General features: G+C 53.7%; 27 protein-coding genes and 1 pseudogene. 11 read left to right on the top strand and 17 right to left on the bottom strand.

Annotation, left to right across the window (positions count from 1 at the left end; translation table 11 throughout):
- Positions 1-326: 326 nt before the first annotated feature.
- The 4 genes from EPD59_RS18270 to EPD59_RS18255 all read right to left on the bottom strand — a co-directional run bounded on the left by EPD59_RS18270 (position 327) and on the right by EPD59_RS18255 (position 4,490).
- Entirely contained in the window at positions 327-1,094 is a 768-nt protein-coding gene (locus tag EPD59_RS18270; RefSeq protein WP_133274043.1) for a hypothetical protein, read from the bottom strand.
- A 659-nt stretch (positions 1,095-1,753) separates the two neighbouring features.
- On the bottom strand, positions 1,754-2,476 hold the full coding sequence (locus EPD59_RS18265) for an NADPH-dependent F420 reductase (RefSeq protein ID WP_133274042.1): 723 nt from the start codon (positions 2,474-2,476) through the stop codon (positions 1,754-1,756).
- A gap of 159 nt (positions 2,477-2,635) precedes the next feature.
- Positions 2,636-3,571 (bottom strand): DUF808 domain-containing protein, encoded by a 936-nt coding sequence (locus EPD59_RS18260; protein ID WP_133274041.1) that lies wholly within the window; start codon positions 3,569-3,571, stop codon positions 2,636-2,638.
- A 343-nt stretch (positions 3,572-3,914) separates the two neighbouring features.
- Positions 3,915-4,490 (bottom strand): hypothetical protein, encoded by a 576-nt coding sequence (locus EPD59_RS18255; protein WP_133274040.1) that lies wholly within the window; start codon positions 4,488-4,490, stop codon positions 3,915-3,917.
- Between the two features lie 404 nt (positions 4,491-4,894).
- On the opposite strand from EPD59_RS18255, the gene EPD59_RS18250 reads away from it, so the two are divergent.
- From EPD59_RS18250 to EPD59_RS18240, 4 genes are all read left to right on the top strand, one after another.
- Positions 4,895-5,359: a MaoC family dehydratase gene (locus EPD59_RS18250; protein WP_133274039.1), complete on the top strand. Its 465-nt coding sequence runs from the start codon at positions 4,895-4,897 to the stop codon at positions 5,357-5,359.
- Between the two features lie 207 nt (positions 5,360-5,566).
- Positions 5,567-5,944, top strand: coding sequence for a cupin domain-containing protein (locus tag EPD59_RS18245; RefSeq protein WP_133274038.1), 378 nt, complete (start codon positions 5,567-5,569; stop codon positions 5,942-5,944).
- Between the two features lie 202 nt (positions 5,945-6,146).
- A complete protein-coding gene (locus tag EPD59_RS23330) occupies positions 6,147-6,275 on the top strand; it encodes a hypothetical protein (RefSeq protein ID WP_262712911.1) in 129 nt (42 codons plus the stop codon).
- 105 nt (positions 6,276-6,380) lie between these two features.
- Complete coding sequence (locus EPD59_RS18240) at positions 6,381-7,124, top strand: DUF72 domain-containing protein (RefSeq protein ID WP_133274037.1); 744 nt, start codon at positions 6,381-6,383, stop codon at positions 7,122-7,124.
- 33 nt (positions 7,125-7,157) lie between these two features.
- On the opposite strand, the gene EPD59_RS18235 is transcribed toward EPD59_RS18240, so the two are convergent.
- The 5 genes from EPD59_RS18235 to EPD59_RS18215 form a co-directional block, all read right to left on the bottom strand.
- On the bottom strand, positions 7,158-7,679 hold the full coding sequence (locus EPD59_RS18235) for a hypothetical protein (protein WP_133274036.1): 522 nt from the start codon (positions 7,677-7,679) through the stop codon (positions 7,158-7,160).
- A gap of 392 nt (positions 7,680-8,071) precedes the next feature.
- The gene (locus EPD59_RS18230; protein ID WP_133274035.1) at positions 8,072-9,127 is read right to left on the bottom strand and encodes a DUF2268 domain-containing putative Zn-dependent protease; all 1,056 of its coding nucleotides are present in this window, start codon (positions 9,125-9,127) and stop codon (positions 8,072-8,074) included.
- Between the two features lie 158 nt (positions 9,128-9,285).
- Positions 9,286-9,879: a hypothetical protein gene (locus tag EPD59_RS18225; protein WP_133274034.1), complete on the bottom strand. Its 594-nt coding sequence runs from the start codon at positions 9,877-9,879 to the stop codon at positions 9,286-9,288.
- 118 nt (positions 9,880-9,997) lie between these two features.
- The gene (locus EPD59_RS18220; RefSeq protein WP_133274033.1) at positions 9,998-10,789 is read right to left on the bottom strand and encodes an SDR family NAD(P)-dependent oxidoreductase; all 792 of its coding nucleotides are present in this window, start codon (positions 10,787-10,789) and stop codon (positions 9,998-10,000) included.
- 263 nt (positions 10,790-11,052) lie between these two features.
- Entirely contained in the window at positions 11,053-11,823 is a 771-nt protein-coding gene (locus tag EPD59_RS18215) for a DUF3891 family protein (RefSeq protein WP_133274032.1), read from the bottom strand.
- A 378-nt stretch (positions 11,824-12,201) separates the two neighbouring features.
- On the opposite strand from EPD59_RS18215, the gene EPD59_RS18210 reads away from it, so the two are divergent.
- From EPD59_RS18210 to EPD59_RS18200, 3 genes are all read left to right on the top strand, one after another.
- Complete coding sequence (locus EPD59_RS18210) at positions 12,202-13,935, top strand: tetratricopeptide repeat protein (RefSeq protein ID WP_240731488.1); 1,734 nt, start codon at positions 12,202-12,204, stop codon at positions 13,933-13,935.
- Positions 13,936-14,048: 113 nt separating this feature from the next.
- Positions 14,049-14,573, top strand: coding sequence for an ExbD/TolR family protein (locus EPD59_RS18205; protein ID WP_133274031.1), 525 nt, complete (start codon positions 14,049-14,051; stop codon positions 14,571-14,573).
- Positions 14,574-14,775: 202 nt separating this feature from the next.
- Positions 14,776-15,795, top strand: a complete 1,020-nt coding sequence (locus tag EPD59_RS18200; RefSeq protein WP_133274030.1) for an NADP-dependent oxidoreductase — start codon at positions 14,776-14,778, stop codon at positions 15,793-15,795.
- Between the two features lie 82 nt (positions 15,796-15,877).
- Here the strand turns inward: EPD59_RS18200 and EPD59_RS18195 are convergent, their stop codons facing one another.
- From EPD59_RS18195 to EPD59_RS18180, 4 genes are all read right to left on the bottom strand, one after another.
- Positions 15,878-18,007 carry a prolyl oligopeptidase family serine peptidase gene (locus EPD59_RS18195; protein ID WP_133274029.1) on the bottom strand — a complete coding sequence of 710 codons (2,130 nt, stop codon included), beginning with the start codon at positions 18,005-18,007 and terminating at the stop codon, positions 15,878-15,880.
- Positions 18,008-18,322: 315 nt separating this feature from the next.
- Complete coding sequence (locus EPD59_RS18190) at positions 18,323-18,751, bottom strand: NUDIX hydrolase (RefSeq protein WP_133274028.1); 429 nt, start codon at positions 18,749-18,751, stop codon at positions 18,323-18,325.
- Complete coding sequence (locus EPD59_RS18185) at positions 18,751-19,710, bottom strand: 1-phosphofructokinase family hexose kinase (protein WP_133274027.1); 960 nt, start codon at positions 19,708-19,710, stop codon at positions 18,751-18,753. Before EPD59_RS18185 ends, EPD59_RS18190 begins: the two co-directional genes overlap by 1 nt.
- 157 nt (positions 19,711-19,867) lie before the next feature.
- Positions 19,868-20,644 carry a PPK2 family polyphosphate kinase gene (locus tag EPD59_RS18180; protein WP_133274026.1) on the bottom strand — a complete coding sequence of 259 codons (777 nt, stop codon included), beginning with the start codon at positions 20,642-20,644 and terminating at the stop codon, positions 19,868-19,870.
- A 147-nt stretch (positions 20,645-20,791) separates the two neighbouring features.
- Between EPD59_RS18180 and EPD59_RS18175 the strand changes: the two genes are divergently transcribed.
- The 3 genes from EPD59_RS18175 to EPD59_RS18165 all read left to right on the top strand — a co-directional run bounded on the left by EPD59_RS18175 (position 20,792) and on the right by EPD59_RS18165 (position 21,900).
- Positions 20,792-21,025: a hypothetical protein gene (locus EPD59_RS18175; protein ID WP_133274025.1), complete on the top strand. Its 234-nt coding sequence runs from the start codon at positions 20,792-20,794 to the stop codon at positions 21,023-21,025.
- Positions 21,018-21,542 (top strand): DUF2243 domain-containing protein, encoded by a 525-nt coding sequence (locus EPD59_RS18170; protein ID WP_133274024.1) that lies wholly within the window; start codon positions 21,018-21,020, stop codon positions 21,540-21,542. Before EPD59_RS18175 ends, EPD59_RS18170 begins: the two co-directional genes overlap by 8 nt.
- A gap of 169 nt (positions 21,543-21,711) precedes the next feature.
- Positions 21,712-21,900, top strand: a complete 189-nt coding sequence (locus EPD59_RS18165) for a DUF72 domain-containing protein (RefSeq protein ID WP_205703442.1) — start codon at positions 21,712-21,714, stop codon at positions 21,898-21,900.
- Here EPD59_RS18165 and EPD59_RS18160 read toward each other — a convergent pair.
- Positions 21,863-22,603, bottom strand: coding sequence for a hypothetical protein (locus tag EPD59_RS18160; RefSeq protein ID WP_133274023.1), 741 nt, complete (start codon positions 22,601-22,603; stop codon positions 21,863-21,865). The genes EPD59_RS18165 and EPD59_RS18160 overlap by 38 nt on opposite strands.
- 134 nt (positions 22,604-22,737) lie before the next feature.
- On the opposite strand from EPD59_RS18160, the gene EPD59_RS24220 reads away from it, so the two are divergent.
- Positions 22,738-23,280, top strand: coding sequence for a TraY domain-containing protein (locus EPD59_RS24220; RefSeq protein WP_394347232.1), 543 nt, complete (start codon positions 22,738-22,740; stop codon positions 23,278-23,280).
- 231 nt (positions 23,281-23,511) lie between these two features.
- On the opposite strand, the pseudogene EPD59_RS24215 reads toward EPD59_RS24220, so the two are convergent.
- The 3 genes and pseudogenes from EPD59_RS24215 to EPD59_RS18150 all read right to left on the bottom strand — a co-directional run.
- Positions 23,512-23,703: pseudogene (locus EPD59_RS24215) on the bottom strand (hypothetical protein); the annotation flags it as partial.
- A 464-nt stretch (positions 23,704-24,167) separates the two neighbouring features.
- Positions 24,168-24,872, bottom strand: coding sequence for an alpha/beta hydrolase family protein (locus tag EPD59_RS22865; protein ID WP_240731487.1), 705 nt, complete (start codon positions 24,870-24,872; stop codon positions 24,168-24,170).
- Complete coding sequence (locus EPD59_RS18150) at positions 24,818-26,611, bottom strand: S9 family peptidase (RefSeq protein WP_240731486.1); 1,794 nt, start codon at positions 26,609-26,611, stop codon at positions 24,818-24,820. The genes EPD59_RS22865 and EPD59_RS18150 overlap by 55 nt, the downstream gene beginning before the upstream one ends.
- Positions 26,612-26,668: the final 57 nt, after the last annotated feature.

Here is a 26,668-nt window from a genome sequence, read left to right as displayed (position 1 = left end):
AGAAATAGACGATAATCAGGGTACTACTAATTATTCATTATTTAATCTTCTTATAAATAATGAAGTTTTATTTTCAATTAATACTCGCTTCTCTATTTGAAAATTCCAGATAGGTGGTTGAAAATATTTAGTTTCTTCAGCTTTTACCTTAATCATATCTTCTTCTTCCGTCCCTTCATACTGTTGTCTGCCACATGTTAAGCAAAAAATCTCGCTTTCAATATTACCATAAAATTGAACACTGCCTTTACAGTCAGTATAATAACAAGGTTCTCTTGATACTAAAGACTCTACCTGACAGCTGAGGCAATAAACATAAGTTTTAATTAAATCGTTTTTTCAAGAAATGCCCATTTATAAGGATAGTCATTATCATCAATTTCTCGCATCCACTGCACTTTGCAAAATGGACATATATATCTTCTTGTGCGGGTATTCTGATTAAATTGCTTTGCGAATTTTGCCTTTCCTACTAAAGCTTCAACGTAGTCGAGACGTTCAGCTAAATTTGCCATTTCCATCCCAAAGCCATAATAGTCAACTAATGGATGGTTAACAAACTCGTTCAATAGTGCATCCCACCAAGCGTTTTTGCCTGAAAAGAATAAGAACGTATCTAATATGTCATTAACTAATCTTTGAGTTGTCAGCCCTGTTCGAGATACACCATGCACAATTTGATTACGCAGAGTCCGCACAGACTCAATGAGCACAACAATTTCAGACGTTAATGAATTTTGGGTAGTAGCAGCGTAAGTTCTTAGTAACGCTTCAGCAGGGGTAGTGTAAAATTCATTAAAATCTTTATCCTCTTGATTCGGTAAAACTGGCCAATCTTTTCGTCGACCTTCCAGTAGCAATAGGGGACTAGTTTGGCAAATACTAGCCTTCATAAATGATTCAATAGCTTGATGAATAAGTACCACTGAAGTGTTTAGTTTTCCCTGCGAATATTTCCATACATCCTCCTTTATAGCTTCTTTACCAAAATCGAAAATGTCTTTATCCGTCTTAAAAACTATGTCGAATGCTTGCACAAGACAGTTTGCAGCGAGATTATTAAATTCGGTGCTATTAGGAAGGTTAATAATCATAATTATAAGCTCAATAACTAAGTAAAATATGTTACCTAGTTTATATATGATGCGCCCAACTGGCGCGAGCTTGTAGCTCGTGACCAATCATGTGGTGGAGGTTGTACCTCCACTGGCGCGAAAGCGACAAGCTACACAAGAACCAACGGGGCTGCAAGCGGCGCAAACGTTGGGAGGCGCAGCCTCCCGACAAAGACTGTCACGAGTTACGCTGCGCTAAACTCGCGCCAGCACTTCTATTTTCTTCGAGCACCTTTAGCCGCAGGTGTAGCGGGTGCTGGGGGGCTTTTTTAGCTTGCAGGGAACCCTAAACTGGCTCGAACTGGCAGCTCGTGAATAGCCATATAATCGGAATCTTACGCAATCCGAATTTGCTGCACTACGGGTTGTAGCGTGTTGTTGAGCCTGTTAGTTGCTGCGTTTCTTAGAGGCTACTGTAGCGGGCAACACGGGGACGGGAAGGCTGCTTTGTCATCAGAGGCCCCAGGATATTTTCCGAACTACTGATGCTAGGCTGAAGCGCTGGCTCCGGTTACGCAGCGCTCGAAACGGCACTTGGCAACGCCCCTTTACAGAACAAGCCCCACGGAACTAGTTCCGTGGGGCTTGAGGCAACCGGCTAGCGGTTGGGTGGCCAAAGTGGATTTAGCTGGCGGCTCTTACAGCCGGACGCCTTGCGCCTCCAACTGTTTCTCTGACGCCGCTTGGTTGGCCGCGAATTGGGCGTGCTGCTCGGCCGTGCGCGTGGTGCCTAGGCTAGCTAAATGCTGCTGCACTTCGGCAGCCGGCAAATCGGTGCAGTATAGCGGCGAGCCCGGCTGCTGCCGCCACGACTCGTGCAGGCTGCCGCCGTCCACGGCGTCGAAACCCAATTCATCGACCAAGGCCATTACCTTTTGCTTGGCGGCGGCATCGTCGCCGGCTACCGCTAGCGCGATGCGGCCGGGCGTGCCAGCAGGCTGACCGTTGTTTTCGAGGTTTGCGGCGAAGATGTTGTTGAACACCTTCAGCACCGGGCGGCCCAGGTGCTGCTGCACCCATTCGCTCTCGGTCAGGTCGCCGCTCTCCAACTCCGCAATTTGGCCGTCGCGCAGCAAGGGGTAGTAATTGCTGGTGTCAATGACCGGCACGCTGGCGGGCACGCCCTCGAACAGGTCTTTGGGTAGGTCAGGGATTTTTTTCAGTGGAATGGTTACCACAATGATTTCGCCGTGGCGGGCCGCTTCTTGGGCCGTGACGGGGATAGCACCAGTTTTTTCAGCTAAGTCCGTCAGCGTTTCAGGGCCACGGGAGTTGGCAATGTATACCGAGTGGCCGAGGCTGGTGAGCCGCACGGCCAGGGCGCTGCCGATGTGGCCGGCGCCGATGATTCCAATGTTCATAAGCAGAAGTAGTACGTGGGCCGCTTATTGATTAAAACGACGCATTCCAAGACAACCAGCCTGGCAGGATTGTTTTGCTGGGGGGCCTTTTCCTAACTGGCGCGAGCTTGTAGCTCGTGACAAGTTATGGGGTGGGGAGTTATGCTTTCACCGGGTAGGTTATACTACGGCTTCTTTTTTCTTACCGAATACCTTCTTGCCCAAATGCACTATTTTCTCAACCACAAAACCAATCAGTAACCCGCCAATAGCACAGGATAACGCTTTGGCAAGCCAGGCCACAATGGGGATATGAGCTAACGCCTCTTCCAGATTGTGCAGTAAATGAGCGGTAAATGGAATGCCGTGGGCGATGATTTCGGCCCCAACCCACAGCATGGCGGCAGTGCCCACGTAGCTTAAGATACTCAGGAAGTGCGGCATAAATTTCACGATGCCACGCCCCAATTTTTGGGTAGCGGGGTGGAATTTGTCCTGGGCCAGGTGCACCCCGAAATCATCGGCTTTCACGATCAGGCCCACAAAGCCATATACCGCTAGAGTGATGAAAACGGCTACGGCGGCCATTACGGCAATCTGATTGACTACCGGCTGGTCGGTTACCTGACTATAAGCAATGGCCATGATTTCGGCCGACAGGATAATATCGGTGCGCACGGCACCGGCCACCCGTTCCTGTTCCAGCTCCTCCGGCGTAATTTGTTTTAGCTGCTCACTGTCGGCCGGCACGTCGGGGTGCTTGCTAAACATGGCGTGCACCTTTTCATAGCCTTCGAAGCACAAATAAGCCCCCCCTAACATTAGGATGGGCGTAATGGCCCAGGGCGCGAAATACCCCAGCAGCAAGGCCGCCGGACTTAGAATCAATAACTTATTGATCAGTGACTTTTTCGCTATCCGGAAGATAATTGAAAGCTCACGGGATGGGTCGAGGCCCACGACGTACTTGGGTGTAACCGCCGTATCGTCAATGACGATGCCTGAGACTTTGCCGGTGGTTTTGGCTACCTGGGCAGGCACATCATCTAAACTAGCGGCGCTTACCTTCACCAACGCGGAAATATCATCTAGTAGCGCAAAAAAACCTGAAGCCATATTCTATGTGTTCGTTCCTTGATTTTCGTTTTCGGATATGATGCGTTGTTGCGCTGTCCAGCTTGCCAGCAAGTTATAGCGATTTCGCCAACGCTGCATACTTGATCCTTACTACGGTAAAGCTGTGCTTACAACTGACGCGAGGGTGTAGCGCATTACCGGTTGTAGCAAACAGCAACGCCCCGGAACCTGTAGAGTTGCGGGGCGTTGCTGTTTCTAGGTAGCGATGCGCTGTTAATAATTACTTGTCTATCAATTCTAAGAACGTAATTCTATAGTGTATAAAATCATCAGCCATTACATCGTCAAGCTACTATTGGGTGCAGCTTCCTGTTTTACACCACTACGCCAACTGTCGGTTTTGATTCGAGCTGGAGGCGCTGGCGCGGAGAAACATCCAACCCGAAAATGCCCAAATGGCGGCAAATATTCCATTGGCGGCTAGCACATTCGCTAGGCGTACCTGAGGCTCGGCGGTGTCAGGGGAGGGCGGCCATACAAACAGCGCCAGCAGGGTGACCACCACATAGGTCAGCGAGGCCGCGAACATGGCGTTGGCCATACCGCGTGGCTGGAAGCGCGCGGCTATAGACCCGATAAAGGCGACGGCCAGCACCGCACCAAACAGCAGATTGACGGGGTTGTCTTCGCTCCCCACGAGGCCCACCGCCAGCTGGGCCCACACGAGTAGGAGCCCGGCGCCTACTGCGGCGGCGGCGGCCAACCGGTAGGTGTTATTGTTCCCCAGTCGCGCAATCAGGACGAACGTGAGACCCGCGCCGAAGAGCATGATGCCGGCGGCCACAAAATCCTCCGCGGTCCAGAGCATATTAGCCATCGTTAGCTTAGCCGTCAGGGGGATGAGCAAGAGGAGCCCGGTAACCAGCGCAACGAGAGAAATGCTTTTGGTGAGTGTCATGACAGTACTGCTTTTGAGTAATATGAATAAGTAACGGGACAAAGGATATAAAAGAACTTTGTATTTCAAAGTAAACGAATAGTTTTTTGTTTAAATCATGACTAACTCGCTTAAAATGAGCTATTCGTAAGATTTAATCTAGTGCTGCCTCATCTTAAAATTCCCTTCCGGGTGCAGCTACTTTAAGGAGTATTCGTTGGGTTATTGCAGACGATTGCCGTGAATGACGACCATTGCAAGTTTCGGGTTCGAGCTATCCAAGGCTGTGAAGTTTCTTTTAGAATGAGGGAGTTCGGCACCTGAAGGCTGATCATTAGGCCGACAGACGCATTCATTTTCCGCGAATACCAACTGCCAACATGTATGTTTGGGCTTTATTACTTCCTCGTAATTAGCCCATAATCATGCGTACGATTTCCAGCTTAGCCGAATTAGAAAGCCTCGTAGGACAGGAAATGGGCGTGTCGGCCTACCATACCGTTACCCAAGAGCAGATCAACCAGTTTGCCGCCGCTACCCTCGATCACCAGTGGATTCACGTGGACCCGGAGCGGGCGCTGGCGGAGTCACCGTTTAAGGCCACTATCGCGCACGGCTACCTCACCGTGGCGCTGCTACCGTATCTGTGGCAGCAGATTGCGAATATCGAGAATCTAAAAATGCAAGTCAACTACGAAATTGAGCAGCTGCGCTTCAACCAGGCTGTGACCGTGAACAGCCAGGTGCGCTTGCGGGCTACGCTGCTTTCGGTAGCAAACCTGCGCGGTATTGCCAAAGCCCGCCTACAAGTAACGCTGGAAATTCTGGACTCGAAAAAGCCTGCCTACACCGGCATAATTACCTTTCTGTACCATTTTCAGGAGCAGTAAAGCAGTTCCCCAAGGGTTACTGAAAAGGGGATAATCGGGAGGAAAAAAGCCCCCCACATACGTGCTGTGGAGCAAGTACCGCAAGGCCTGACCAGAACATGAAAATATGTGGACGCAACACAGCCAGCTAGCAACAGGCTATGCCGAGAATTTGCTATATTTAACTAGGCTCTCGCGTTTCAACTCCCGTGTTTTCACTCTGCACCGATGACGACTACTGACACACTATTAGGTCCCCTGAAAAATGCTGAGCGCCACGAAATTGGCGGCGTGCAAGTTGATGTAGTACGTACCGGCAACTCCCGCGTGAAGCGACTGGTGTACCCGGTTGGTTTTCGGTGGTCGAAGGATGTGAAGCCCGTGATTGGGACGGAGCTATGTGAGCATGCGCACGTTGGTTTCTTGGCGGCGGGGAGATTGGCTATTCAGTACCGGGATGGGGAGATGGAAGAATATGTTGCCCCCCAAGTGGTGGCCATTGCGCCGGGCCACGACGGCTGGGTAGTAGGCGAGGAGCCCGCGATACTCATTCAGTTCGATTTTGAGGGCGAAACAGTGGAGCGCATGGGTCTGAAACGGGGCTAACAAAAGCCACCGGTTCGGGAGTAGCAAGGCACTGGCCGAAGCGCGGCGGGTGCAGCAATTGAAGAGCTTGCGACGCGCACACACTGCGTGTTTACTTCTGCTCCATGAAGAGCTGTTGTGAGCACGCGTAGAGCCGGCGGTGGCAGTGCGAAGCAGGCGACATATTTCGTCAGGACAGCAGTATCCAACGGTAGCTACGAGCATGAATACGCACGAACAAGACCACAAAAGCTGGAAATACCGGCTCACGCACCCAACTTGGTGGGTGTATATGATGATGATTCCGCTGGTATATTTCCTCTACTGGCTGATAGTGATAGCGGGGCGTTGAGGCGCCACAGGTGCTAAAAAAAGCCCCCCACACGCTGCAAATTAGGCAATTACGACACCAGCAGGCAAAAGTCGCGTAGAAGCCAAGCTATCTACTCCGACCGTGATGTCCGCATACTACATCGGCTGCTCTGGCTTTTCCTACCGCGACTGGAAAGGCGTACTATATCCCGAAGGCCTGCCGCCGCGCAAGTGGTTTGCGTATTACCAGTTCAATACGCTGGAGGTAAACGTGACTTTCTACCGCATGCCGGAGCTGAAGGTCTTCGAAACTTGGTTTGCGCAAAGTCCTGCCGATTTTCGGTTTGCCGTAAAAGCCCCCCGCATCGTCACCCATTACAAGAAGTTCAATGCGGAAGCCGCGCCCGTGCTAGCCGACTTCTACGGCACTGTGCGCGAGGGACTGGGCGAAAAGCTGGGCCCGATTCTATTCCAATTGCCCCCCAAAGCCGCCTACACGGAGGAACTGTTGGGTCGTATGCTGGAACAGCTCGATCCTGACTTTCACAACGTGGTGGAGTTTCGGCACCCAAGCTGGTGGGATGGTGAAATCCTGCGAGAGCTGAGCCGGCGCAACATTACGTTCGTGGGGCAAAGCTACCCGGCAGCCCTGCCTGATGAAGTAATCGTGAACACGCCACAGGTGTACTACCGCTTTCACGGCGTGCCCGTGCTGTACACATCGCCGTACAATGAGGCGTTTTTGCAGCGCGTGGCCCAAGAAATTCAGGCTGAGCGTACAGTACGCGAGGCTTATATCTATTTCAACAACGGCATTGGCGGAGCCGGAGTGCTGAACGCGCAACAGCTACAGAAGCTACTGAATGCAGCGCCTGCGGAGATTTTATAATCCGTTAACAGCCAGGAATGAAAAGCGCTGGTGCTAGTTATAAAAGCGCACTTCGGGGTATTTTAGCGTGTCGGAGGGCCAGTTGAAACTGCGCGTACAGTTGGCTGCTGCGGTTACGGTGTCAGCGGGCAACTCGAAGACGCGGAAGCGGTGCCCGTCGGCGGGAACAGCGGCAGCGGGGAAAGGAGTATACACACGGTTGCGGAAGCGCAAAACCACCGTCATATAGGTAGTACAGCCCGGATAGAGCTTCTTGTCCATATGGGGCTCGGTAAAAACGTGCGCAATCTGCTGAGTTGGGGTAATATTAGGATAGGTATTATCGTAAAACTGTAGGCGATTACTCTCCGAGGCATTTTTGCCAGGATAAAAAGTCTTCGTCTGGAGCCATACCGTCTCAACTTTAGAATCCCCCTGATTAGTGAAATAATACCCTACTGTAAAGTCCGGCTTCGGCTCCGATTTGGTAGGTACGGGGTTGTCATCATTGTCTTTGCTACAGGCCGCGAAAGATAAGACAATGTATAGGCTGAGAATATTATATGGTTTTTGCACGGAGGATAGGAGAAGGTGGTTTTTAGAAATCAAAAAGAAGAAAAGCCTTTTCGAACAAATATTGTCCTTAAGAATAATATGAGGGTGCTAATTAAGAGCAGACAAGTTAAATAATAGCTCGCTGGGTATAAATAGCGATGCCCCTGCAAATAGTATTATTTGATTAAATTAAGAGAGATATATATGGAAATTGATCTATTAATTATGGATTCATGAGTTTATAGAATTATAGGCAAATATGTCCTCACAGCCCAGCATTAAGCTGACCGTATTCGATCAATGCGGGGCGCATGTAGTTAATAATTATGGCCGCTGACCAAGACATGGGCATAGCACAAACCTACTACTTGGAATTAGCTAACATTTGTCCCCCTCAGCTACCTAGAGAAGGGTTATTTTGTCACTGGCTGGGCTTCCAATTCAGTTAGAGCCTGCTCTATTTCGGGACGGAGCTTGCTTAAGGTAGCATGGGCCAACTCCGGCAAGGAATGCTTCTTGGCCAGCTTTTCGGCTACGAGGTAACCGAGGTAGTAGCCGGAGCGAGCAGGAGTAGGCGCTTGCTCGTCGCGGCCACCCAAAAAGTAACGGGCGTAATCATCGCTGGAGGTAGAGCTTAAAACCGCGTGCAATTCGCGGGCGTAGCGGGGCAAATCAGCTTGGGTGCGCTCGGGCGTATTGCGCGGCAACCCAAACAACCCGACGCCCGCCGCCTTGGGGTTTAGGGCATGGGCCACGTAAGTAGCCAACCCCTCCCGCCACAAAGCCGCGATGAGCTGGTCATCTTCTTCCATAAACTGCGAGTGATACACGTGGAATAGCTCGTGGTCAAAGAAGGGCTCCGGATCGGCTTCGTCACCGTACACGTAGGCCATCATATCGAGGCCAAATAATAGCGCCTGCTTGCCTTCGATAGTGCGCGTGCCGCCATCAAAAGCCCCCAGCGAGAACATGAAGTAGATGCGGCCGCTATAGTTTAGATCGGGAAACGTCTTGCGGAAGCGACTCTCGTAGCGCGGCAGGTCTTTGTCGATTTGCTTCGATAGGCGCTCCACAATGGCCATTTTGGGCTGCACTAGGGCCATTATTTTCGGGTAGCGCTGCGGCAAATCATCGTCAAACGTTTTGTCGGAGCTGCCCCCCAACACCTTGTTGTTGTACACCTCGGCATGAGGATTTGAGACCAGCTGCCGGAATAGCTGCACCTGGGTTTGCTCGTCTTTGTCTTTGGCTTGTTGCCAGAATTTCCAGAAGTCCGGCATCAGGTCGATGACCGTATAGGTTGGCGCAGGTGCCAGCGTGGCCAGGGCAGTAGTTGTGGGCGAAGATGTGCTGAGTGAAGCGCTGGGGCTAACGTGCGGCAGTGTGACTACTGAGGAATGTAGCCCAAACAAAACGCTGAAACCAGCAGCGACGGTGTTAACAACAGAAGTGGGAAGAAAAGAGAGCATAGCGGAGAGGGTATACTGCTAAATTATCCTTTCACCCCACTTTTGCCAATAAATGTGAGTGCTTTATACACTTGCTCAATCCACAGTAAATAAGGATAGAGCATAGCCAGCCAGCTTCTTGACGACAGGAAGAAAAAAGCTAGAAATACAGTCGGCGCTTACGACACTGGTGCGTCGAGAGCGGGAATGGGTAAAGACATGATTTTCTGCAACAGCGTGATCATGAGGTGATACACTTCGCGTAGCTCGGCCGGGTCTATGATACCGGCGTCTTTGGTGAACATTAGGTAGACTTCGGCGGCGGGGCTTTCGGAGGTTGGAGCCAGAGCCAGGCGCGCCGTGGAGTGGCGCAGCAGTGTTTGGCGCAGCTCAGGGTCGGAAAGCAGCAGGTCGCGGAGTATCTCGGCGCTGTTGGTGGTGATGATAAAAGTGGCGTCTAGTTCCGGGTCGCCCAGCTCTATGTCGGTGAGGCCGAGCAGCTTGCCAATTTCATGCACCCAGTCCTGCTCGTGCATAGAAAAGCGCAGAGGTGTTTGGTTGGGGACTAAAGCGGTAAAAGCCGTGGTTTCGAAGCCGCCCTCAAAACCGCCCCCCAAGTCAATCTCGATGGCCATGCGCATGTGGTAGCCCGCCTGCACCAGCTCAGCATCGTAGTCAAATAAATCGTTTTGCTGCTGCATATCGGCAGTCACCTGCTGCCATAAAGCCTCCTCAGTATCGGCGGAAAAAACGCGTGGGGTATCCGTATCCATTTTTCTCAAATAGTGGCTAATAGATGTGATAAGGTGGTAGGCTCGTAGGAGCCTTGAATATAAATAAAAACGCCCCCCGGCCGAATTGGTTGGGAGGCGTTCTCAGCGGAGGGTCGGATTAGCGTCTGGCACTTTGTAGCTGCGTGTTCATCAGGGTGGCCAGCATAGAGTCGGGGAGAACTAGGCTGGAGAAAAAGTTGAATTTGGCGCTGACAGTGGGCAGCGAGCGAGCTTCGCCTTCCATCATGTCGTCGTAGCCGCCCTCGGCCACCTCGCGGGCCGAAACAGCGTGGCTGGCGGCGCGGGTATGCTCGGCGTGGGCCACGTGGAAGAAGTTGGTATCGGTGGGCGGTGGGCACAGAATCGTCATTGTGACGGCTGATTTCTGCTGCTTCAGCTCGTGCTGTATGGCCTCGGTGAAGCTGAGTACGAAGGCCTTTGTGGCGGCGTACACGGCTTGACAAGGGCTGGGCGAGAACGAAGCAATAGAGCCCAACTGCAAAATGCGGCCGTAATTGCGCTCCACCATATCACGCAGATACAGCTTGGTCAGGTGCACGAGCGAGGCCGTATTTACCTGAATCATGTTCAGCTCAGTGCCGATATCGGTGTCGGTGAAGTAGCCGGTTTCGCCGAAGCCAGCATCGTTCACCAGGGCGTCAATTTGCAGCCCACGCTTGTTCGTTTCTTCATAAATCTGCTCAGGCGTTTCAGGTCGGCTCAGGTCAAAGGGCAGGAGCACAATATCAACACCTCCAAATTCTTGATGAAGCAGGCGGGCCGCCTCCTTTAGCTCGTCGAGGTGGCGGGCAACTAGCACGACGCGGTAATCGTCGCGTGCGAAGCACCGGGCCAGCTCGAAACCAATGCCGCTGGAGGCACCGGTAATTAAAGCGGTTTGGTCGTTCATGATTGAAAGAGGGTTTAGGATGAATGATTTAGCCTTAAGTTACTGATAAACAGACAAAGTAATTTCAGAAAGGTGGCTTACTGCGGCGTAAATGTGTCCGTATTTGGGAGTAGAATTTTGGTCTTTAGGCCACTTCTTTCTGCTTCATCAAACTCAGCTTAGGATTGTAAGCAGGGAATTGTGTTTTCGCAAATAGAGTCATCCTATTCCGGCAACCGTAATAGCAAAAAAAGCCCCCCGAGCACGCTGCGTCCGGGAAATATTTATTCAGTAATCCAAACCTGGGATTTCTGAACCAGAGCACGCTGATAACAGGCCAGTAAGCCATCGGTTGCCAACTCGGTTTTGCGCAGCTCTTTGTAAGGCAGCGTCACGCAGAAGGCTTCATCAAAGGGAAACGGCACGACCTGCACCTCATTTTTAGAAGTCCATTTGGTTTGGATAAGCTGATGGCCAGTGAAGTCGAAATAATCGGAGAAGGGGATGCCGGCTTTGTACCATGAGTGTTCCTGTTCTTTAGTGGCACCCGGCTCGTTCAGGCATAGGTACAGCGACAAGCGGTCGAGAAACTTAAGCAGCTGCACATGAAAATCGAGTGTGGGCTGTGCTGATGCTGTGAGACCCAACTGCTGCCTGAGCCGTTGCTGGCGGCTTTCCTCTCGTTGCAGAAACTGCCGACCCGCGGCTAGTTTGGCCATTTCAGGAAAGCCAGTGTAGTGCAGGCTGGATAGCAGGCCCGCGTAAGGCGCACGGTTTTCCAGCTCCGTGATGCCCTGCTCGTAGTGCTGAAGGCGGGGCACTGGCGGGAAGTCGAGGAAGGAGTGGGGCGCCTGCGTCTGCTCGTTCCAAAGCGGTTCGGCATCCAGCGGAATCCAGCCTCGGTCGTGCTCATACACGGCCAGCACCACATCAGCCCGCCGCGCCGCATCGCCAAAATACACATCCCGCCAATGATCGGCCATCGCCCCGGAAACATGCGCGTGCTCGTGCTGGGCAATGCAGGTAAAGCTGTGGGGCGTTTCTCGAACAATCATAGCCAGGAGAAAAGCGGGAAGAGGAAGGCCCGCTACGAGTCGGCGGTCGCTGACCAGGCTTACCAAAGGCGCGGCGGCTGGGGGCAAAACGTGTGGGCGTAGTAGTAAGCTAGAGAAGAATTAGGGCAGTTGCAAGCGCCACAGTAGGCACGTAACCACCTGCCTGCCAGTTGCCGGAGAGGCCGCAACTGCCTTTTAGTGAGCTCTATTGCAGATAATTACGACGTTTTGTACCTTAATAACAGGTATTCGCTGCTGATCACAAATGGATTGATCCGCTGACTTCGGGAACGCGCCCTCGATGGATTTTGAAAAAGCCCCCGCGGCGCAAATAGCTGTGTAGCCTCCGGGCATGTCTCATTTTCAACAAGTAATTGTATGCTGAGATATAGCGTTTGGGTTGGGCTGGTGGCGTTGGGAATAGGAGCCGGCTGCACTCCCAAAGAGCAGACTGCGCGCCGGGTTTCGCCAGCCTCGCAGCCCGTTACGGTCACGATGTGCGCACCGCCCGTTGTCGTGGATACGGCTTGGTATGCATCGGGCAAAAAAGCCCCCCACCTGCCAGGTTTAGAGGGAATTACGTTTCCCATCAGCTCTAAAAACCCGGAAGCCATTCAGTACTTCAATCAGGGCCTGATGCTCGCCTACGGCTTCAACCACGCCGAGGCAGCCCGCTCATTTTACGAAGTCACCCGTCAGGATTCTACTTGTGCGATGGGCTACTGGGGCTATAGCTACGTGCTGGGGCCGAATTACAACGCGGGCATGGAGCCCGATAATTTCAAGCGGGCCTATGAGGCGGTGCAGAAGGCGCAACGGCTGGCGGCAACGGCCAGCCCGAAAGAGCAAGCGCTGATTAGGGCACTGGCAAAGCGCTATCCGCCCGGCCCGGTCGCTGATCGGTCGGGCTACGATCAGGCCTACGCCGCGGCTCTCAAAAAGGTGTATCAGCAGTACCCCGATGACCCGGATATTGGGGCGATGTATGCCGAGGCCGTGATGGACCTGCACCCGTGGGACCTCTGGCAGAAAAACGGTCAGCCCCAGCCTTGGACGGCCAAAATTGTGGGCACTCTGAAGCAGGTGCTCAAGGGGCATCCAAACCATGCCGGCGCCAACCATTTCTACATTCACGCTACGGAGGCATCTACCCATCCGGATGCGGCCAATAAAAGCGCCGATTTGCTGACTCATTTGGTACCTGGCGCGGGGCATTTGCTGCATATGCCCTCGCACACCTACATCCGAACCGGCGCCTACCACCAAGGCACGCTGGCTAACCTGGAGGCATTGCAAGCGGATAGCAGCTATACGGCTGCCTGCCATGCCCAAGGCGCTTACCCACTGGGATATCATCCGCACAACTATCACTTCCTGACGGCCACCGCTACGCTAGAAGGCAACAGCAAAGTGGCCCTGCGCGGAGCCGCCAAGCTAGCCGCCTATGTAAGTAAGCCTCTGATGAAAAACCCAGTGATGGGTCCCTCGCTGCAACACTTCTATACTATCCCGTACAATGTGGCCGTGAAGTTTGGGCGCTGGGATGAGGTGCTGGCCATGAAAAACTTCGATACCACGCTGGTGTACCCGCAAGCCATTCGGCACTATGCCCGGGGCATGGCGTGGGTAGCCAAAAAGAACACCGTGAATGCGCGCCGCGAGCTAGAACAGCTGCGGGTGCTAGGCCGGGATTCTACTCTGAAGGGTATTTTGTTCGGCATCAACTCCATGCGCGCCATCACCGACATTGCCCAACGGGAGCTGGATGGCGCCATTTTGCACGGGGAAGGCAAGCACGCGCAAAGTATTGCCGTACTCCGTCAGGCCGTGGTGCTGGAAGACGCGCTCAAATACAACGAGCCCCCCGATTGGTTTTTCTCGGTTCGGCACCAGCTGGGCGCCGTACTGCTCGCTGACAAGCAGTACGATGAGGCCATTGCGGTCTATCAGCAGGACTTAGAGCGGCTACCGCACAATGGCTGGGCTTTGTCGGGGCTATATCAGGCTTACCTGGGTGCGAACAACAAGGCCAAAGCGCAGCAAACAAAGCAGCAGCTGGATGAAGCCTGGCATTGGGCCGATACAAAGCTGGTAGCATCGATAGCGCAGTAGATAAAGTAGATTCTGAGTCAGTTGTACCACTTATTAGCCTACCATAGCTACACGCAATAAGCAGGCTGGCAGTGCCGTTGCTCTATTATAATTTCACTATATCCTGCTGTTCTATGGCTGATACAAATAGCAACGACTCCCTGAAGCGCCGCAAGCACGGCCGCCGCTTCTCTAGCAAGCTCGTTCTCGACATGACGCCTATGGTTGGGTTGGGATTTATGCTGGTGACGTTTTTTATTATGGCGGCGGATTTTGCTAAGCCTGCTGTAGTAGAACTGGCAATGCCTGCGCGACCCATGCCACATGATCCACCTGATGGTTTTAGTTGCGGAGGAAGCGTAATGACTCTACTATTAGGGAAAAACCATCAAGTATATTATTATTTTGGCCTGAATGCTGACGATTATTTACCCGAAGTACACACAACCAATTTGGGACCGGCAGGGCTGCGGCAGGTATTGCTGCGACTACAACGGGACAACCCCCGAACTATAGTCCTTATCAAAACCACTTCAGATGCCAAGTATAAGGATATGGTAGACGTGCTGGATGAAATGGAAATTACTAATCATAAGCGGTACGCTTTGGTTGATATGTACCCAACTGATATAGATCTGCTAAAGCTAAAAGCAATATGAAATTGTGCTTCACCTGACAAAAAAGCCCCCAGCACTTATACTGGGGGGCTTTTTTAGCCAGATAAAAGAGGGCTGTTTCACATCTACTGCCAATCACAACGGCGCAAAGCTATTTAGCTTGAGTTTTTATCTGTGGGGGCTTTTGCATCGTACTATATGCTATTGGGGGCTTTTTTTGCTTTCATTTTCTTTCCAATCTGCCATGCAAAGCCAAACTATTCTCTTCGCCAGCCGCCCTAAAGGGGAGCCAACGGCCGCCCAGTTTACCTTCAAAACCATTGATGTACCCTCGCCCCAGCAGGGCCAGGTGTTGCTGAAGGCCCTTTACGTTTCCGTTGACCCCTATATGCGCGGCCGTATGAACGAGGGCAAATCATATGTGCCGCCATTTGAGGTCGGCCAGCCCATGGAAGGTGCTGTGGTGGCCGAAGTAGTGGAAAGCCAACATCCGAAGCTGCCGGTAGGGAGCGTGGTGGTGGGCTCACTGCCTTGGCAGGAGTACAGCCTGTCGGATGGGCGCGGGTTGCAACCAATTCCTACTGATCAGGCGCCGCTGGGTTATTATCTGGGCTTGCTCGGGATGCCGGGCATCACGGCTTATTTCGGGTTGCTGGATATCTGTCAGCCCAAAGCGGGCGAAACCGTGGTGGTGTCGGGTGCGGCTGGTGCCGTGGGGCTTGTGGTGGGGCAACTAGCCAAAATCAAAGATTGCCGCGTGATTGGCATTGCTGGCTCCGACCAGAAAATAGCGTATTTGAAGGAGCTGGGCTTTGACGAAGTTATCAACTACAAAACCACTTCCGACATAGCCCAAGCCATGGCCGCAGCCGCTCCCCACGGTGTCGACTGCTACTTCGACAACGTGGGTGGTACTATCAGCGATGCGGTGTATAATCTGCTCAACAAGCATGCGCGCATTGCCCTCTGCGGTCAGATTTCGAGCTACAATGCCACGGAAGCGCCCGTAGGGCCGCGCCCCGAGGGGAAGCTGCTCGTAACTAGCTCGCGCCTGCAAGGCTTTATCGTCAGCGACTATTTGCCGCGGTGGCCAGAAGCAATGCAGCAACTCTCCGAATGGTATCAGCAGGGCCACTTACAATATCAGGAAACTATTACCGATGGCTTCGACCAATTGCCAGCCGCTTTTCTGGGCTTATTTCATGGTGAAAACACCGGTAAAGCCGTCGTGAAAGTGGCAGAGTATTCGGGAAAGAAAGCCTGATAACCACGTAATTGCCAGCGCCAAAAAAAAGCCCCCAAATCTAAATTTAGGGGGCTTTTTTATGTGTATTAAGTGACACTAACTAGTTAGTAGCGGCCGAATACGGTACGCCCATGTTCTGAAACATGAAGGCCCACTTGTCGGTCTGCTCACTAATAACCTGCGCCGTGGAGCGACCAGCGCCGTGGCCGGCTTTGGTTTCGATGCGAATGAGCACGGGCGCCGAGCCTTTCTGCATTTCCTGGAGGCGGGTGCCAAACTTAAAGGAATGCGCAGGCACTACGCGGTCGTCGTGATCGGCAGTCGTTACCATCGTGGCGGGGTAGTTGGCCGGCTTCAGCGCATGGTAGGGCGAGTACTTGTAGAGGTATTCAAACATCTCTTTGGAATCTTGAGCGGTGCCGTAGTCGTAGGCCCAGCCAGCGCCAGCCGTAAACTGGTTGTAGCGCAGCATATCCATTACCCCCACGGCCGGGAACGCAACTTTACTCAGGTCGGGGCGCTGCGTCATGACAGCGCCTACGAGCAGCCCGCCGTTGGAGCCTCCCGAAATGGCGAGGTAATCTTTAGAGGTATAGTTGTTCTTTACTAAATACTCGGCGGCAGCGATAAAGTCGTCGAACACGTTCTGCTTTTTGAGCTTAGTGCCCGCTTGGTGCCAGGTTTCGCCGTACTCGCCACCGCCGCGCAGGTTGGGCACGGCATAAATGCCGCCGTTCTCCAGCAGCACGATATTGGACGTGCTAAAACCGGGCGTAACATTCACGCCAAAGCCACCATAAGCATAGAGCAGCGTGGGGTTTTTACCATTCATCACCAAGCCCTTTTTGTGCGTGATGAGCATCGGTACTTTGGTGCCGTCTTTGGAGGTGTAAAACACCTGCTTCGACTCGTACTTGGTAGGGTCAAACTGCACACCGGATTTCTTGAAAACGGTGGATTTGCCCGACGCAATATCGTACTTGAAAATGGTGGGCGGGTAGATGTAAGAAGTGAAGGTGTAATACGTTTCTTTCTCCTCTTTTTTGGTGCCAAAACCGCCCGCTGAACCCACGGAAGGCAAAGCGATAGAACGCTCTTTTTTGCCGTTCATATCATACTGCTCAATTAGGGAAGTGGCGTCTTTCAGGTAGTTAGCGAAGATTTTTCCTCCGCCCGTCGACACGCTCAGCACGTTCTTGCTCTCCGGAATCAGGTCTTTCCAGTTCGCGGGTGTTGGGTTAGCCGCGTCTACCGTTACTACTCGGAAGTTGGGCGCATTCAGGTTGGTATGGACGTATAATTTGCCCCCCACATTATCCACTACATTATGCTCGTTTTTCTCGTCGCTTACCATCTGCACAATCGTGCTGTTTGGTTTACTCAAATCCTGCACGTAGAGCTCGTTGCCGGTAGTCGTATTAGCTGCCGTAATAATCAGAAAACGCTCATCTTCGGTGAGGCTGGCGTTCACGTAGCGACGCGGGGTTTTGTCGCCACCAAATACGAGTTTGTCAGATGCCTGCGGAGTGCCAAGTTTGTGGTAAAACAGCTTGTGGTACTGCGTGAGGCCGGCTAGCTGGCTGCCAGCTTTGGGCTTGTCGTAGCTGCTGTAGTAAAAACCGTCGTTGCCTTTCCAGGCCAGGCCCGAGAACTTGACGTCTTTCAGCGTGTCACCGACAATGGATTTATTATCCGTTTTGAGTACAATTACTTTGCGCCAGTCGGAGCCGCCTTCCGAGATTTGGTAAGCGGCTAGGCTGCCATCTTTGGTGAAGTTGATGCCCGCCAGCGAAGTGGTGCCGTCCTTAGAAAACTTGTTCGGATCGAGAAATACTTCCGGAGTGCCCTCCCCTTGCTGGCGGTAGAGCACATACTGGCTTTGCAAACCTGTGTTTTTTGAGAAATACGTGTACTTGCCTTCCTTGTACGGGGCGCTGTATTTCTCATAATTCCAGAGCGTTTCGAGGCGCTTGCGAATGGCGTCGCGGTAGGGAATTTGGGACAGATAATTCTGGGTTACCTTATTCTGCTCAGTCACCCACGCCTTAGTATCAGTGGCTTGGTCGTTTTCCAGCCAGCGGTAGGGGTCGGCTACTTTGGTGCTGAAGTAAGTAGTGACGGTGTCTACTTTTTTGGTTGGCGGGTAGGGCAGCGTTTTGATGTTGCTTTGCGCGTACGCCTGACTACCCAGTAGCAAAGCAGCCAGTGAAGGAAGAATTAGTTTCATCATGTGAAGGCTTGGTGAGCAATAACTTCCGGTAAAATACTGGAAGTATATCAGTTTCGCTTTCTAAATGGTTCATTCCGCCATAGAAACGCGCATTCGACGATGTTTGGTTGTAACCAAACGGTGCGTTGCTGGCAGATCAGCAACAGCCGTAAGTAGGCATCTCTACACCGCTCTGCTAGCTATTGCACCTGAATAGAAAGTAGGCTACAACCGCCACCAGCAAAAGGGAGCCGAAGCGAATCATGAGAAATACCCAGGCAGGAAGCTCTGGGCCTTTGGAATTTTGTAGCATGGTGAGGCGAGTAAGAATGAGTGTCAATCAGCCAGCAGAGATTGCTGCCGAAGCCAGTCAAAAATGAGCTGGTCGACGGCGGATACCTGCGGGCGGTGCTGGTAGGTAAGCCAGATTACTTCTTCAATCTCGGCAGCGGGCTGCAAGATGCCCGTGTAGTGGGCGCTGTAGCACGTCATACGAACCACTACGTCGGCCGCGTGGCCATGCGCCGACGCTTCAAACGTGCCCCGATACACCAGGCTTGTCGGCTGCAAGTCCACCGTCAGCTCTTCCTTTATTTCACGCAATAGCGTTTGCTCGTCGGTTTCGCCTGCCTCGCGCTTACCCCCCGGAATGTAGTAGCGGTCTTTACCCCGACTGCGCGTGCTTAGCAGTTTGCCTTCGTGCAAGTGCAGCCAGGCTATTTTATCAATTAGCTTAGGATTGAGGAGCACTTCTGGCACTAGCATCAGCTGAAGGCTTTTTCCCGAGGCATGGTTTGCAGCAGCCACTGATACAGCTTGTCTACATCACTTTTGCGAAACAGCTCCGTGCCTGAATTCATAGTTGCGGCGGTGCCGCAGGCCACGCCGAGCCGAATTACTTCGTGTAGAGGCTGACCGGCAGCCAAGGCGTACACCATGCCTGCCACCATGCTGTCGCCGGCGCCAACGGTGCTGCGCTTTTTCACGGCTGGGGCAGGAACATGGTCAACGCTGTCTTGGGAAATAAAACAAGCGCCCTGTGGCCCCATGGAGGCCGCTACGAGCGTGCATTTGCCTTCCCCAATCAGCTCACGTGCCGCCGTAGCAACGCAGGCGCTATCCAACTCGCTTACGCCCACCAAGCGGCTTAGCTCGCCCAAGTTAGGCTTGATTAGGTACACACCTCCCGCGTCGATGACATGCTGTAGGGCCGGGCCCGAGGTATCGACGATCACCTTTACGCCGACCTGATTAGCGGCGTGCACAATTTTTACCAGGAAGTCAGGCTCCACGCCGGGGGGCAAACTGCCGCTCATAACCAGAAACTCGGGGCGGGGCGTGATGCTTTTGAGCGCCACCAGCACTTGCAGCTGCTCATCGGTCGATAGCTCCCGGCCGGGCATACCAAAGCGGTACTGCTGATTAGAGGAAGTATCGACTACGATAAAGTTTTCGCGGGTCCAGTTGGCTGTTTCAATAACTTGCTGGTCGATACCTTCTTCCGTGAGCAGGTGTTGAAGCAACGAGCCAATAGGGCCCCCAGCGGGAAAGACGGCCAACGAATCGTTGCCCAGACGCTTCAGCGCCCGCGATACGTTGATGCCACCGCCGCCGGGCTCAAATTTGGGTGTCGCGCACCGCAGCTTATGCTCCGGTACAATCTTATCGACAGAAGTACTCTTGTCTACCGTGGGGTTCAGGGTGAGCGTGACTATAGGTTTCATAGGGAAAGAGTCAGTGCTAATTGTTTGCCCGAAAGTGCTTCGGCCAATAGTCATTACCCGTTTACTACCCTCAGGGCTTGGGGTTGCGCTATGTCTGTTTAGAAGGTATTGTAGCTGCCATCCAGATAAGGCCGGTAGCGCGGCACTATGCCCCGAATTACTTTTGCTTGCGCTTCTCAGATTTGGGTTTCGGATACTGCGGATTCATGTCTTGCAGCGCTTGATGCAGGGTTTTGGCCACTACGTAGGCTTTGTACCAGTTCTGGTCGGAGGGCACGATAATCCAGGGGCACGACTTGGGGCTGCAATGCTGGAAAACGTCTTCGTACACGGCGCGATACTCGGGCCACTGCTTGGCTTTGTCTTCGTCGCCAGCCTCATATTTCCATTGCTTGGCCGGGTCCTTCACGCGTTCGGTTAGCCGCTCGCGCTGCTCCTTCTCCGATACGTGGAGGTAGAATTTCAGCACTGTGGTACCAGACTGCTGAAGCAGTTTTTCGAATGCGTTGATGGCCTCGAAACGGTGTTTGGCCACTTTATCATCGATAAGACCCAGCACGCGCGTGACGAGCACATCTTCGTAATGAGAGCGGTTGAACACCTGAATCATGCCGGCGCGTGGAGTATGGTGGTGCACCCGCCACAGGAAATCGTGGCCCAGCTCTTCCTCCGTAGGTTCCTTGAACGAATGTACCTGTACGCCCTGCGGATTGATACCGCTGAATACCCGCCGAATCAGGCCGTCTTTGCCGCTGGCATCCATACCCTGCAATATCACCAGTACGCTCCGCCGGTTTTCGGCGTAAAGGCGGTATTGCAATTCCTCTAGTTCCTGCTGTATGCGCGTCAGCTCACGCTCGGCGTCTTCTTTCTGAAAGCTCTCCGGGGCCTCGGAGCGCGCCTTGAGCAGGTTGTAAGCAGCAGGAGTTTTCATTGGCTGGCGGGTGTGTAGTTCGTTGTTCAGGTATGCGGACCAAGGTAAGGGTGTTAAGCTGAACCCTAACAACTCAGGCTTTTAGCCCAACGTAGGCTAGAACGAACTGCTAGGGTAGCGGCGATGAAAGCTGAAAAAGCCCCCCAGATGAAAAACCTACTTGCTGGGCTGCTGACGTGGGCGCTGTGGCTGGTTCATTCTGCTGCCTGGGCCTGCCGCGCTTGTCGGCCGCGGGTGCAGGCCACCATCCACACCCCCGAATACACCGGTAATCTACTACTATTGCTTTTGCCCATCAGCATTCTGCTGGTGGGCGGCATCGGACTATACTTTGCTGATGCTATCAAACGCTATTTCTTACCGAAATCTACGCATGGCTGATCAGTTACACCGCACTCCGCTGGTCGCGGCCGGAATACTAATGGGCGCTGGTCTGGGCGGCTTCGTAGATGGCATCGTGCTGCACCAGATTTTGCAGTGGCACAACATGCTGTCGGCTAAATATCCTCCTAATACGCTGTTCACTGCCAAGGCCAATATGTACTGGGATGGCATGTTTCACGCCGCCGTGTGGGTGATGACCGCCGTAGGGTTGCGCATGCTCTGGGCGGCCGGCCGCCGGCATGATGTGCCGTGGTCGGGTCGCACGTTTGGGGGCGCATTGGTGCTGGGCTGGGGGTTATTTAATGTAATTGAGGGTGTAATTGACCACTTGCTGCTGGGCCTTCACCATGTGCACGAATACATGGCCGACAAACTGCCTTGGGACCTTGCTTTTTTAGCCTTTGGAGCCCTGCAAATCCTGCTTGGCTGGGCCTTAATCCGGGCTGGCCGCGCCGACACAACGGTTCGCGGCGGCGATATAACCTGGCGCGGCGAGCGTTCCGGCAATGGCTGAGTGTAGCTAAAATATACCGGTAATTATCCTGATTGGTGACTGCTGTGTGGCGGCATGAGTGCACCAAAAGCACCTTCAATGCCCGTTTGGCGCATTGGCTGTCCGGCTAGCTCCTGATGAAACGCTGGCTTGAGTACTACAGTAAGCACTTCGGACGCTGGAGCTGAACGTGACGTTTTACCGTTTTCCGCTGCTTTCTTTTCTGGAAAACTGGTGCCAAAGCAGCCCCGTCGACTTTCGCTTCGCCGTAAAAGCCCCCCGCTTGATTACGCAGTACAAGCAGTTCAACAACGACATCGGCGGCTCGGCCATTGGCGATGCTACATGGTTGCAGGCGTACGTGAGCGCAGGGCGCTGAGGGCAAACCCAATCTTGACGCCCGCCGGGAAATAAACCCCCTCATGCCCATAGTCGGAGGAGCCGGAACGGTATTGGCTGCCGTCGAAGGGTGATTTGGTGTTGCTTTGGCGCCAACCCAGCCCCACGTAAAGGTCAACGAAAACCGGACCGGGAGGCAGTGGAGCCTGATAGCCTAGCTGCACCGAGGCGCCGTAGCGGGTAATTTTTTCGGTGTAGGGCACGGGGCCATACTCATAGTACGGCAGATCACCGGGCCCCTGTATCTCGCGCCAGCTGTTGCGGTGAAAGGTCATCTCGAAGTGCTGAATATGCGGGCCGTAGCTTACATAGAAACCCGCCGGAAAAACTGCCTTGGATGGCGTTTCATATAAGCGGTGCTGCACCTGCAGGCCAAACCCGCGCACCGATTCATCCTCATTGGCCGGAATAGATTGACGCGCACCGTTTGGATTCCCGGCGGGGCCGCTGTAAAACTGGGGCGTCAGGATAATGCTTTGCTGCGGATTGCTTTTTCTTTGGTGCTCTATTTCCAGCCAATAACCACTCTGCACCAAGTGCTGGGGGGCAAATTTGAGCGATAGGGAGTTTAGGGAAGGCAAATTTTGCCCCCCAGCTTTCAGGCTATAGCTCAGCAGGGCCAGTACCAGCCAAAAGCCCACCCAGCGCGGCGCTGGGGGGCAAATTTGTAGTTGGGAAGCCATTACTTGTCGGTAATCGGGAGGAAGCTTAGCTGCTGCAATTGGGCACCGGCATAGCTGTATTGATACAAGCCATTGGAGCCGATGGCCAGCAGCGTCCCGTTGTTGGGAATTACATCCGTGACGGCCACTTTGTAGTGCTGCTTCTGAGTAAGCGCGGGCGCCTGGCTGATATCGAAGGTTTTCAGGCCATCGGAGTCGCACACGAAAAGCTGGTCGTTATCTACACCCAAACCCTGAGGACCGGTCATGGGGTAGGTGCGCATCAGCTTGGGGTTGCTCAGGGTAGTAAGATCAATGACCTGAAGCTCATTTACGCCGTTGCGGCAAGTATTGGGGGCACTGCGGAGCGTGAGGTAGGCGAAGCGCTCATCTACCACAACAGGGTCGCAGCTCAGAGCGTGCTGAAAAAACGACACCTGCCGGGGCGACTTCGGCGTGGCAACGTCATAAATGTACATGCCGCGCTGCGTGCCCAGAAACAAGTAGTGGTCGTAGGGGAAAATGGTTTCGACGCCAAACATCAGCGGGAGCTTGGGGCCGGCAGCGGGCGAGGTGGGCGAAGCCAGATCGAAGAGGCGCAGGCTGCTCTCATCCACGGTATAAAGCGTTTCGTCAAGCACCGCAAACCGCGCCAGCGAACCGGCTTTACCCGTGCCGCCGCCCACGCTCCGATCTGAGAAGGAAGAAGGGCCGCCATTGGCCGATGCCAGCGGGCCCCATCCAAAAAACGAGTTGTTAGCTATTGCAAGCTCCTTTTTCTGCCAACCCACCACTACCGTATTACTCGGCCGGTTAGTGGTATAGCAGTCGGGGTGCAAGGGCGAACGGTCGGGGAGGGGTAGCTCACGGAAGGCATCGCGCACGCGACTCACCACATTTACGGCCAGCGGATTGCTGATGTCGATGGTAACCAAGTCGGGACCATTGTCGGCGTAGAGTAGGTTGTCTTTTATAGCAATGTCAACGTTGCCCGGAATGCGCAGGAAGCTAATAATGCGCGGGTTTTTAGGGTCCTGATTATCAATTATATGTACCCCTTCGTAGCGCTCATTTACAAATACATACCGGCCGCGTAGATAAATCTTGCCGGTGTTGTGCATGGCCTGTGCCGGCCGCGACGCTACCGATTGTTCCAACACTTCGCGCGACATGAGCAGAGGGCAGTACGCCGTCATGGTGTTGCTGCCGCTAGCGAACCTGCCCGCCCAGTTCGCATCTATTAGTCCGCCCGGCTGCGGGTTTCTTCAGACTCATCGGAACAGGCGCCCATGCCCAGAAGCAATGCACAACTGAGCAGGTATTTGTAAAATCTAGTCATTGCAATAAATAGCTTGGAGTGAAAGGTAGGAGTATAAAAAACGAGGCGAAAAAGCAGAGCTGCTGCTTTGTTAATTGGAGCCGCGAGAGTAGTAAAAGGTTGCAATGACTTTTTGCAAAAAAGACCGTCATGCTGAACGGAGTGAAGCATGACGGTCTTTTTTTGCCTAAAGCGTCAGCTTTAGGCAAAAAAAGAACCGCGCCACCGGCGCGGTTCTGTAAGGGTAAAAGCGGCAACGCTTCGTGCTTAATTCACTGGGGCGGCCGGCGCTTCTTTCACGTATTTATTTAGCCACGAATCCATTTCCCACAGCATGTGCATGATGGACTCGCGGGCCGCGTAGCCGTGCGACTCAAACGGCAGCACCACGTAGCGGGCCGTGGCCCCGTGGCCTTTCAGGGCGTTGTAAAACCGCTCGCTTTGAATGGGGAACGTACCGGAGTTATTATCGGCCTCGCCGTGGATGAGTAGGATGGGCGTCTTGATTTTATTGGCTGCCGTAAAGGGCGACATCTTATCGTACACCTGTGGTGCTTCCCAATAGGTGCGTTGTTCATACTGGAAGCCGAAAGGAGTAAGTGTTCGGTTGTAGGCGCCGCTGCGGGCAATACCAGCCTTGAACAGATTGCTGTGCGCTAACAAGTTGCCAGTCATAAAGGCCCCATAAGAGTGACCCATTACGCCCACGCGCTTGGGGTCAACCACGCCTAGGCGCTGGCCTTCATCAATAGCTGCTTTTGCACCGGCTACCAGCTGCTCGATGTAGGTGTCGTTGGGTTCGGCATCGCCTTCACCCACAATCGGGATGGAGGTGTTTTGCAGCACCGCGTAGCCCTGCGTCACCCAGAAAATAGGCGAGCCCCACGACAGTCGGGTGAAGGTGTATGGCGAGCCTTTTACCTGACCAGCGGTACTTTTGTCCTTATACTCAGTGGGATAGGCTTCGAGCAAAGCAGGTAGCGGTCCATCACTTTTTTTGTAATTGGGGGCAAATACAGATTGGCTGTGAGTGGCAGGCCATCGGCGCGCTTATACTGGAGCACCTGTTTTTTTAGCGTGCCCAAAGCGGGGTAAGGGTTCGGGAAGGTGGTCAGCGCGGTCAGCTTGTTTTTCTTCTTCGCGTCGCGCAAAAAGTAATTGGGGGCCTGCTCCACCGATTCGCGCCGCGTCACGAGCAGGCGCTTATCCGTATCCAAAATAGCGACGGGTATCTCGTAGAAAGGAGCCTCCGAGCGCCACCACCGCTCCGTCTTGCGGGTTTTCAGGTTCAATTGATCGACGAAAGGACGGCTGCCTTCGGGCGAGGCGCCTTCCCCAAGCAAGTAAATTGTCTGCTTATCAGCGCCGCCGAGAGCCAGCACATCGCGGCCGGCAGCGTTGGGCTTCATGTAAGGCGTGCCGGGGTCGTTGTAGGTATCCTGGGACGAGCGGTCGAAGAGGACGGTGGGGGCTGCTTTGGTGGTAGGGTTGAAGACCCAAGTCATCACTTTGCGGTCAGACCAGCGGCCGCCGCTTACCAGGGCAGTCGTGTTGTTGCCCCATCTGATTCCGCGGTAGCGCAACGGCAAGTCAACCACTTCTTTGGGCGCCGCGCTGAAGGGCGCGTCCAGGGCCAGCACTTTGTCGCGGATGGGAGCCTCTTTTTTAGGGTCGCCGCCGTCCTGCGCTTCTACCCAATAAATAGTAGCCGGCGCGTCGTCACGCCAATCGTGGTTGCGCGGGCCGGTAGGTACGGCGTCGAAGCTGGTGGGCACGTTGTCGGCCAGCGGCAGGTCAGCTATCGACTTTACCAAATTGCCCGCTAAATCCAGCACGTCCACCTTCACCGGAAAATCACCCACGGTGAGCTGGTAGGAATAGGGTCGGTGGCGCGTCTCTACCAGAATATACTTGCCATCGGGTGAGGGCGAAGCGCCCTGAATCACGCCTGGCTGGCCCAGCGGCTGGGTCTTGCCATCCAAGCTCACTTTCAGGAGCTGCGTGGTGGCGTAGTAATCGAAGATTTTCTCGTCGGTGGGGTTTTTTAACAAGTCCTGGTAGGTGCGGGCGGCGGCAGTGCGGCCCACGTTTTCCTGCACGATTGGTCCCGTGGGCGCCGCCGTAACATCGGGCACCTGGCCCCGGTTGGCGGGCACGGTGCGGGCAATTAGGGTCTGGTTGTCGGGTAGCCAGCGGTAGGCAGTGCCAAACACGCTGTTCAGGCGCACACCCGGAATCTGGCGGGCGGTAGCGGTGGCTACATCCAGTACCCACAATTGAATTTGCCCCCCAGCGGCGGCCGTGGCCTCGGTGGTGAGGGCGAAGGCAATCTTGCTGTCGTCCGGCGACCAGCTTACCTCGCTGATTTTGGCCGGATTGGGTAGGCCTTTCACCGCAATTTCGGTCCCGCCCGAGAGGCGCTTCAGCTTCAGAGCGGTGGAGTAGCTTACGCGGCTGGGCCCATTAGTACGCGGATTCAGGCGCAGGCCCGCAATGCGCAATTCGGGTTGAGAAAGGTCGGCGATGGTGGGCAAGTCCTGCACGTCCATGAGTAGCATCCACTTGCCATCGGAGGCGATACTCACGCGGGGCGTAATGGGCGCATCCACCAGGTCGGCAATGGCCTTGGGGGGCGTTTGGTACGTCAAGTCCTGCGCCTGCACCGATAAGTGGCTCAGGAACACAACGCCTAGAAAGAAGAGTTTTTTCATGAATTGAAAGGTTGGATTGGCAGTCGTAAGATAAGAAGGTTTAGCGGGCCTCACCCC

Origin of the sequence: Hymenobacter radiodurans (genome assembly GCF_004355185.1) — a bacterium.
In the GTDB taxonomy this organism is placed as follows: Bacteria; Bacteroidota; Bacteroidia; order Cytophagales; family Hymenobacteraceae; genus Hymenobacter; species Hymenobacter radiodurans.
Note: the sequence above shows the minus strand (reverse complement) of the source record. Positions and strands in the feature narration are given on the sequence as shown.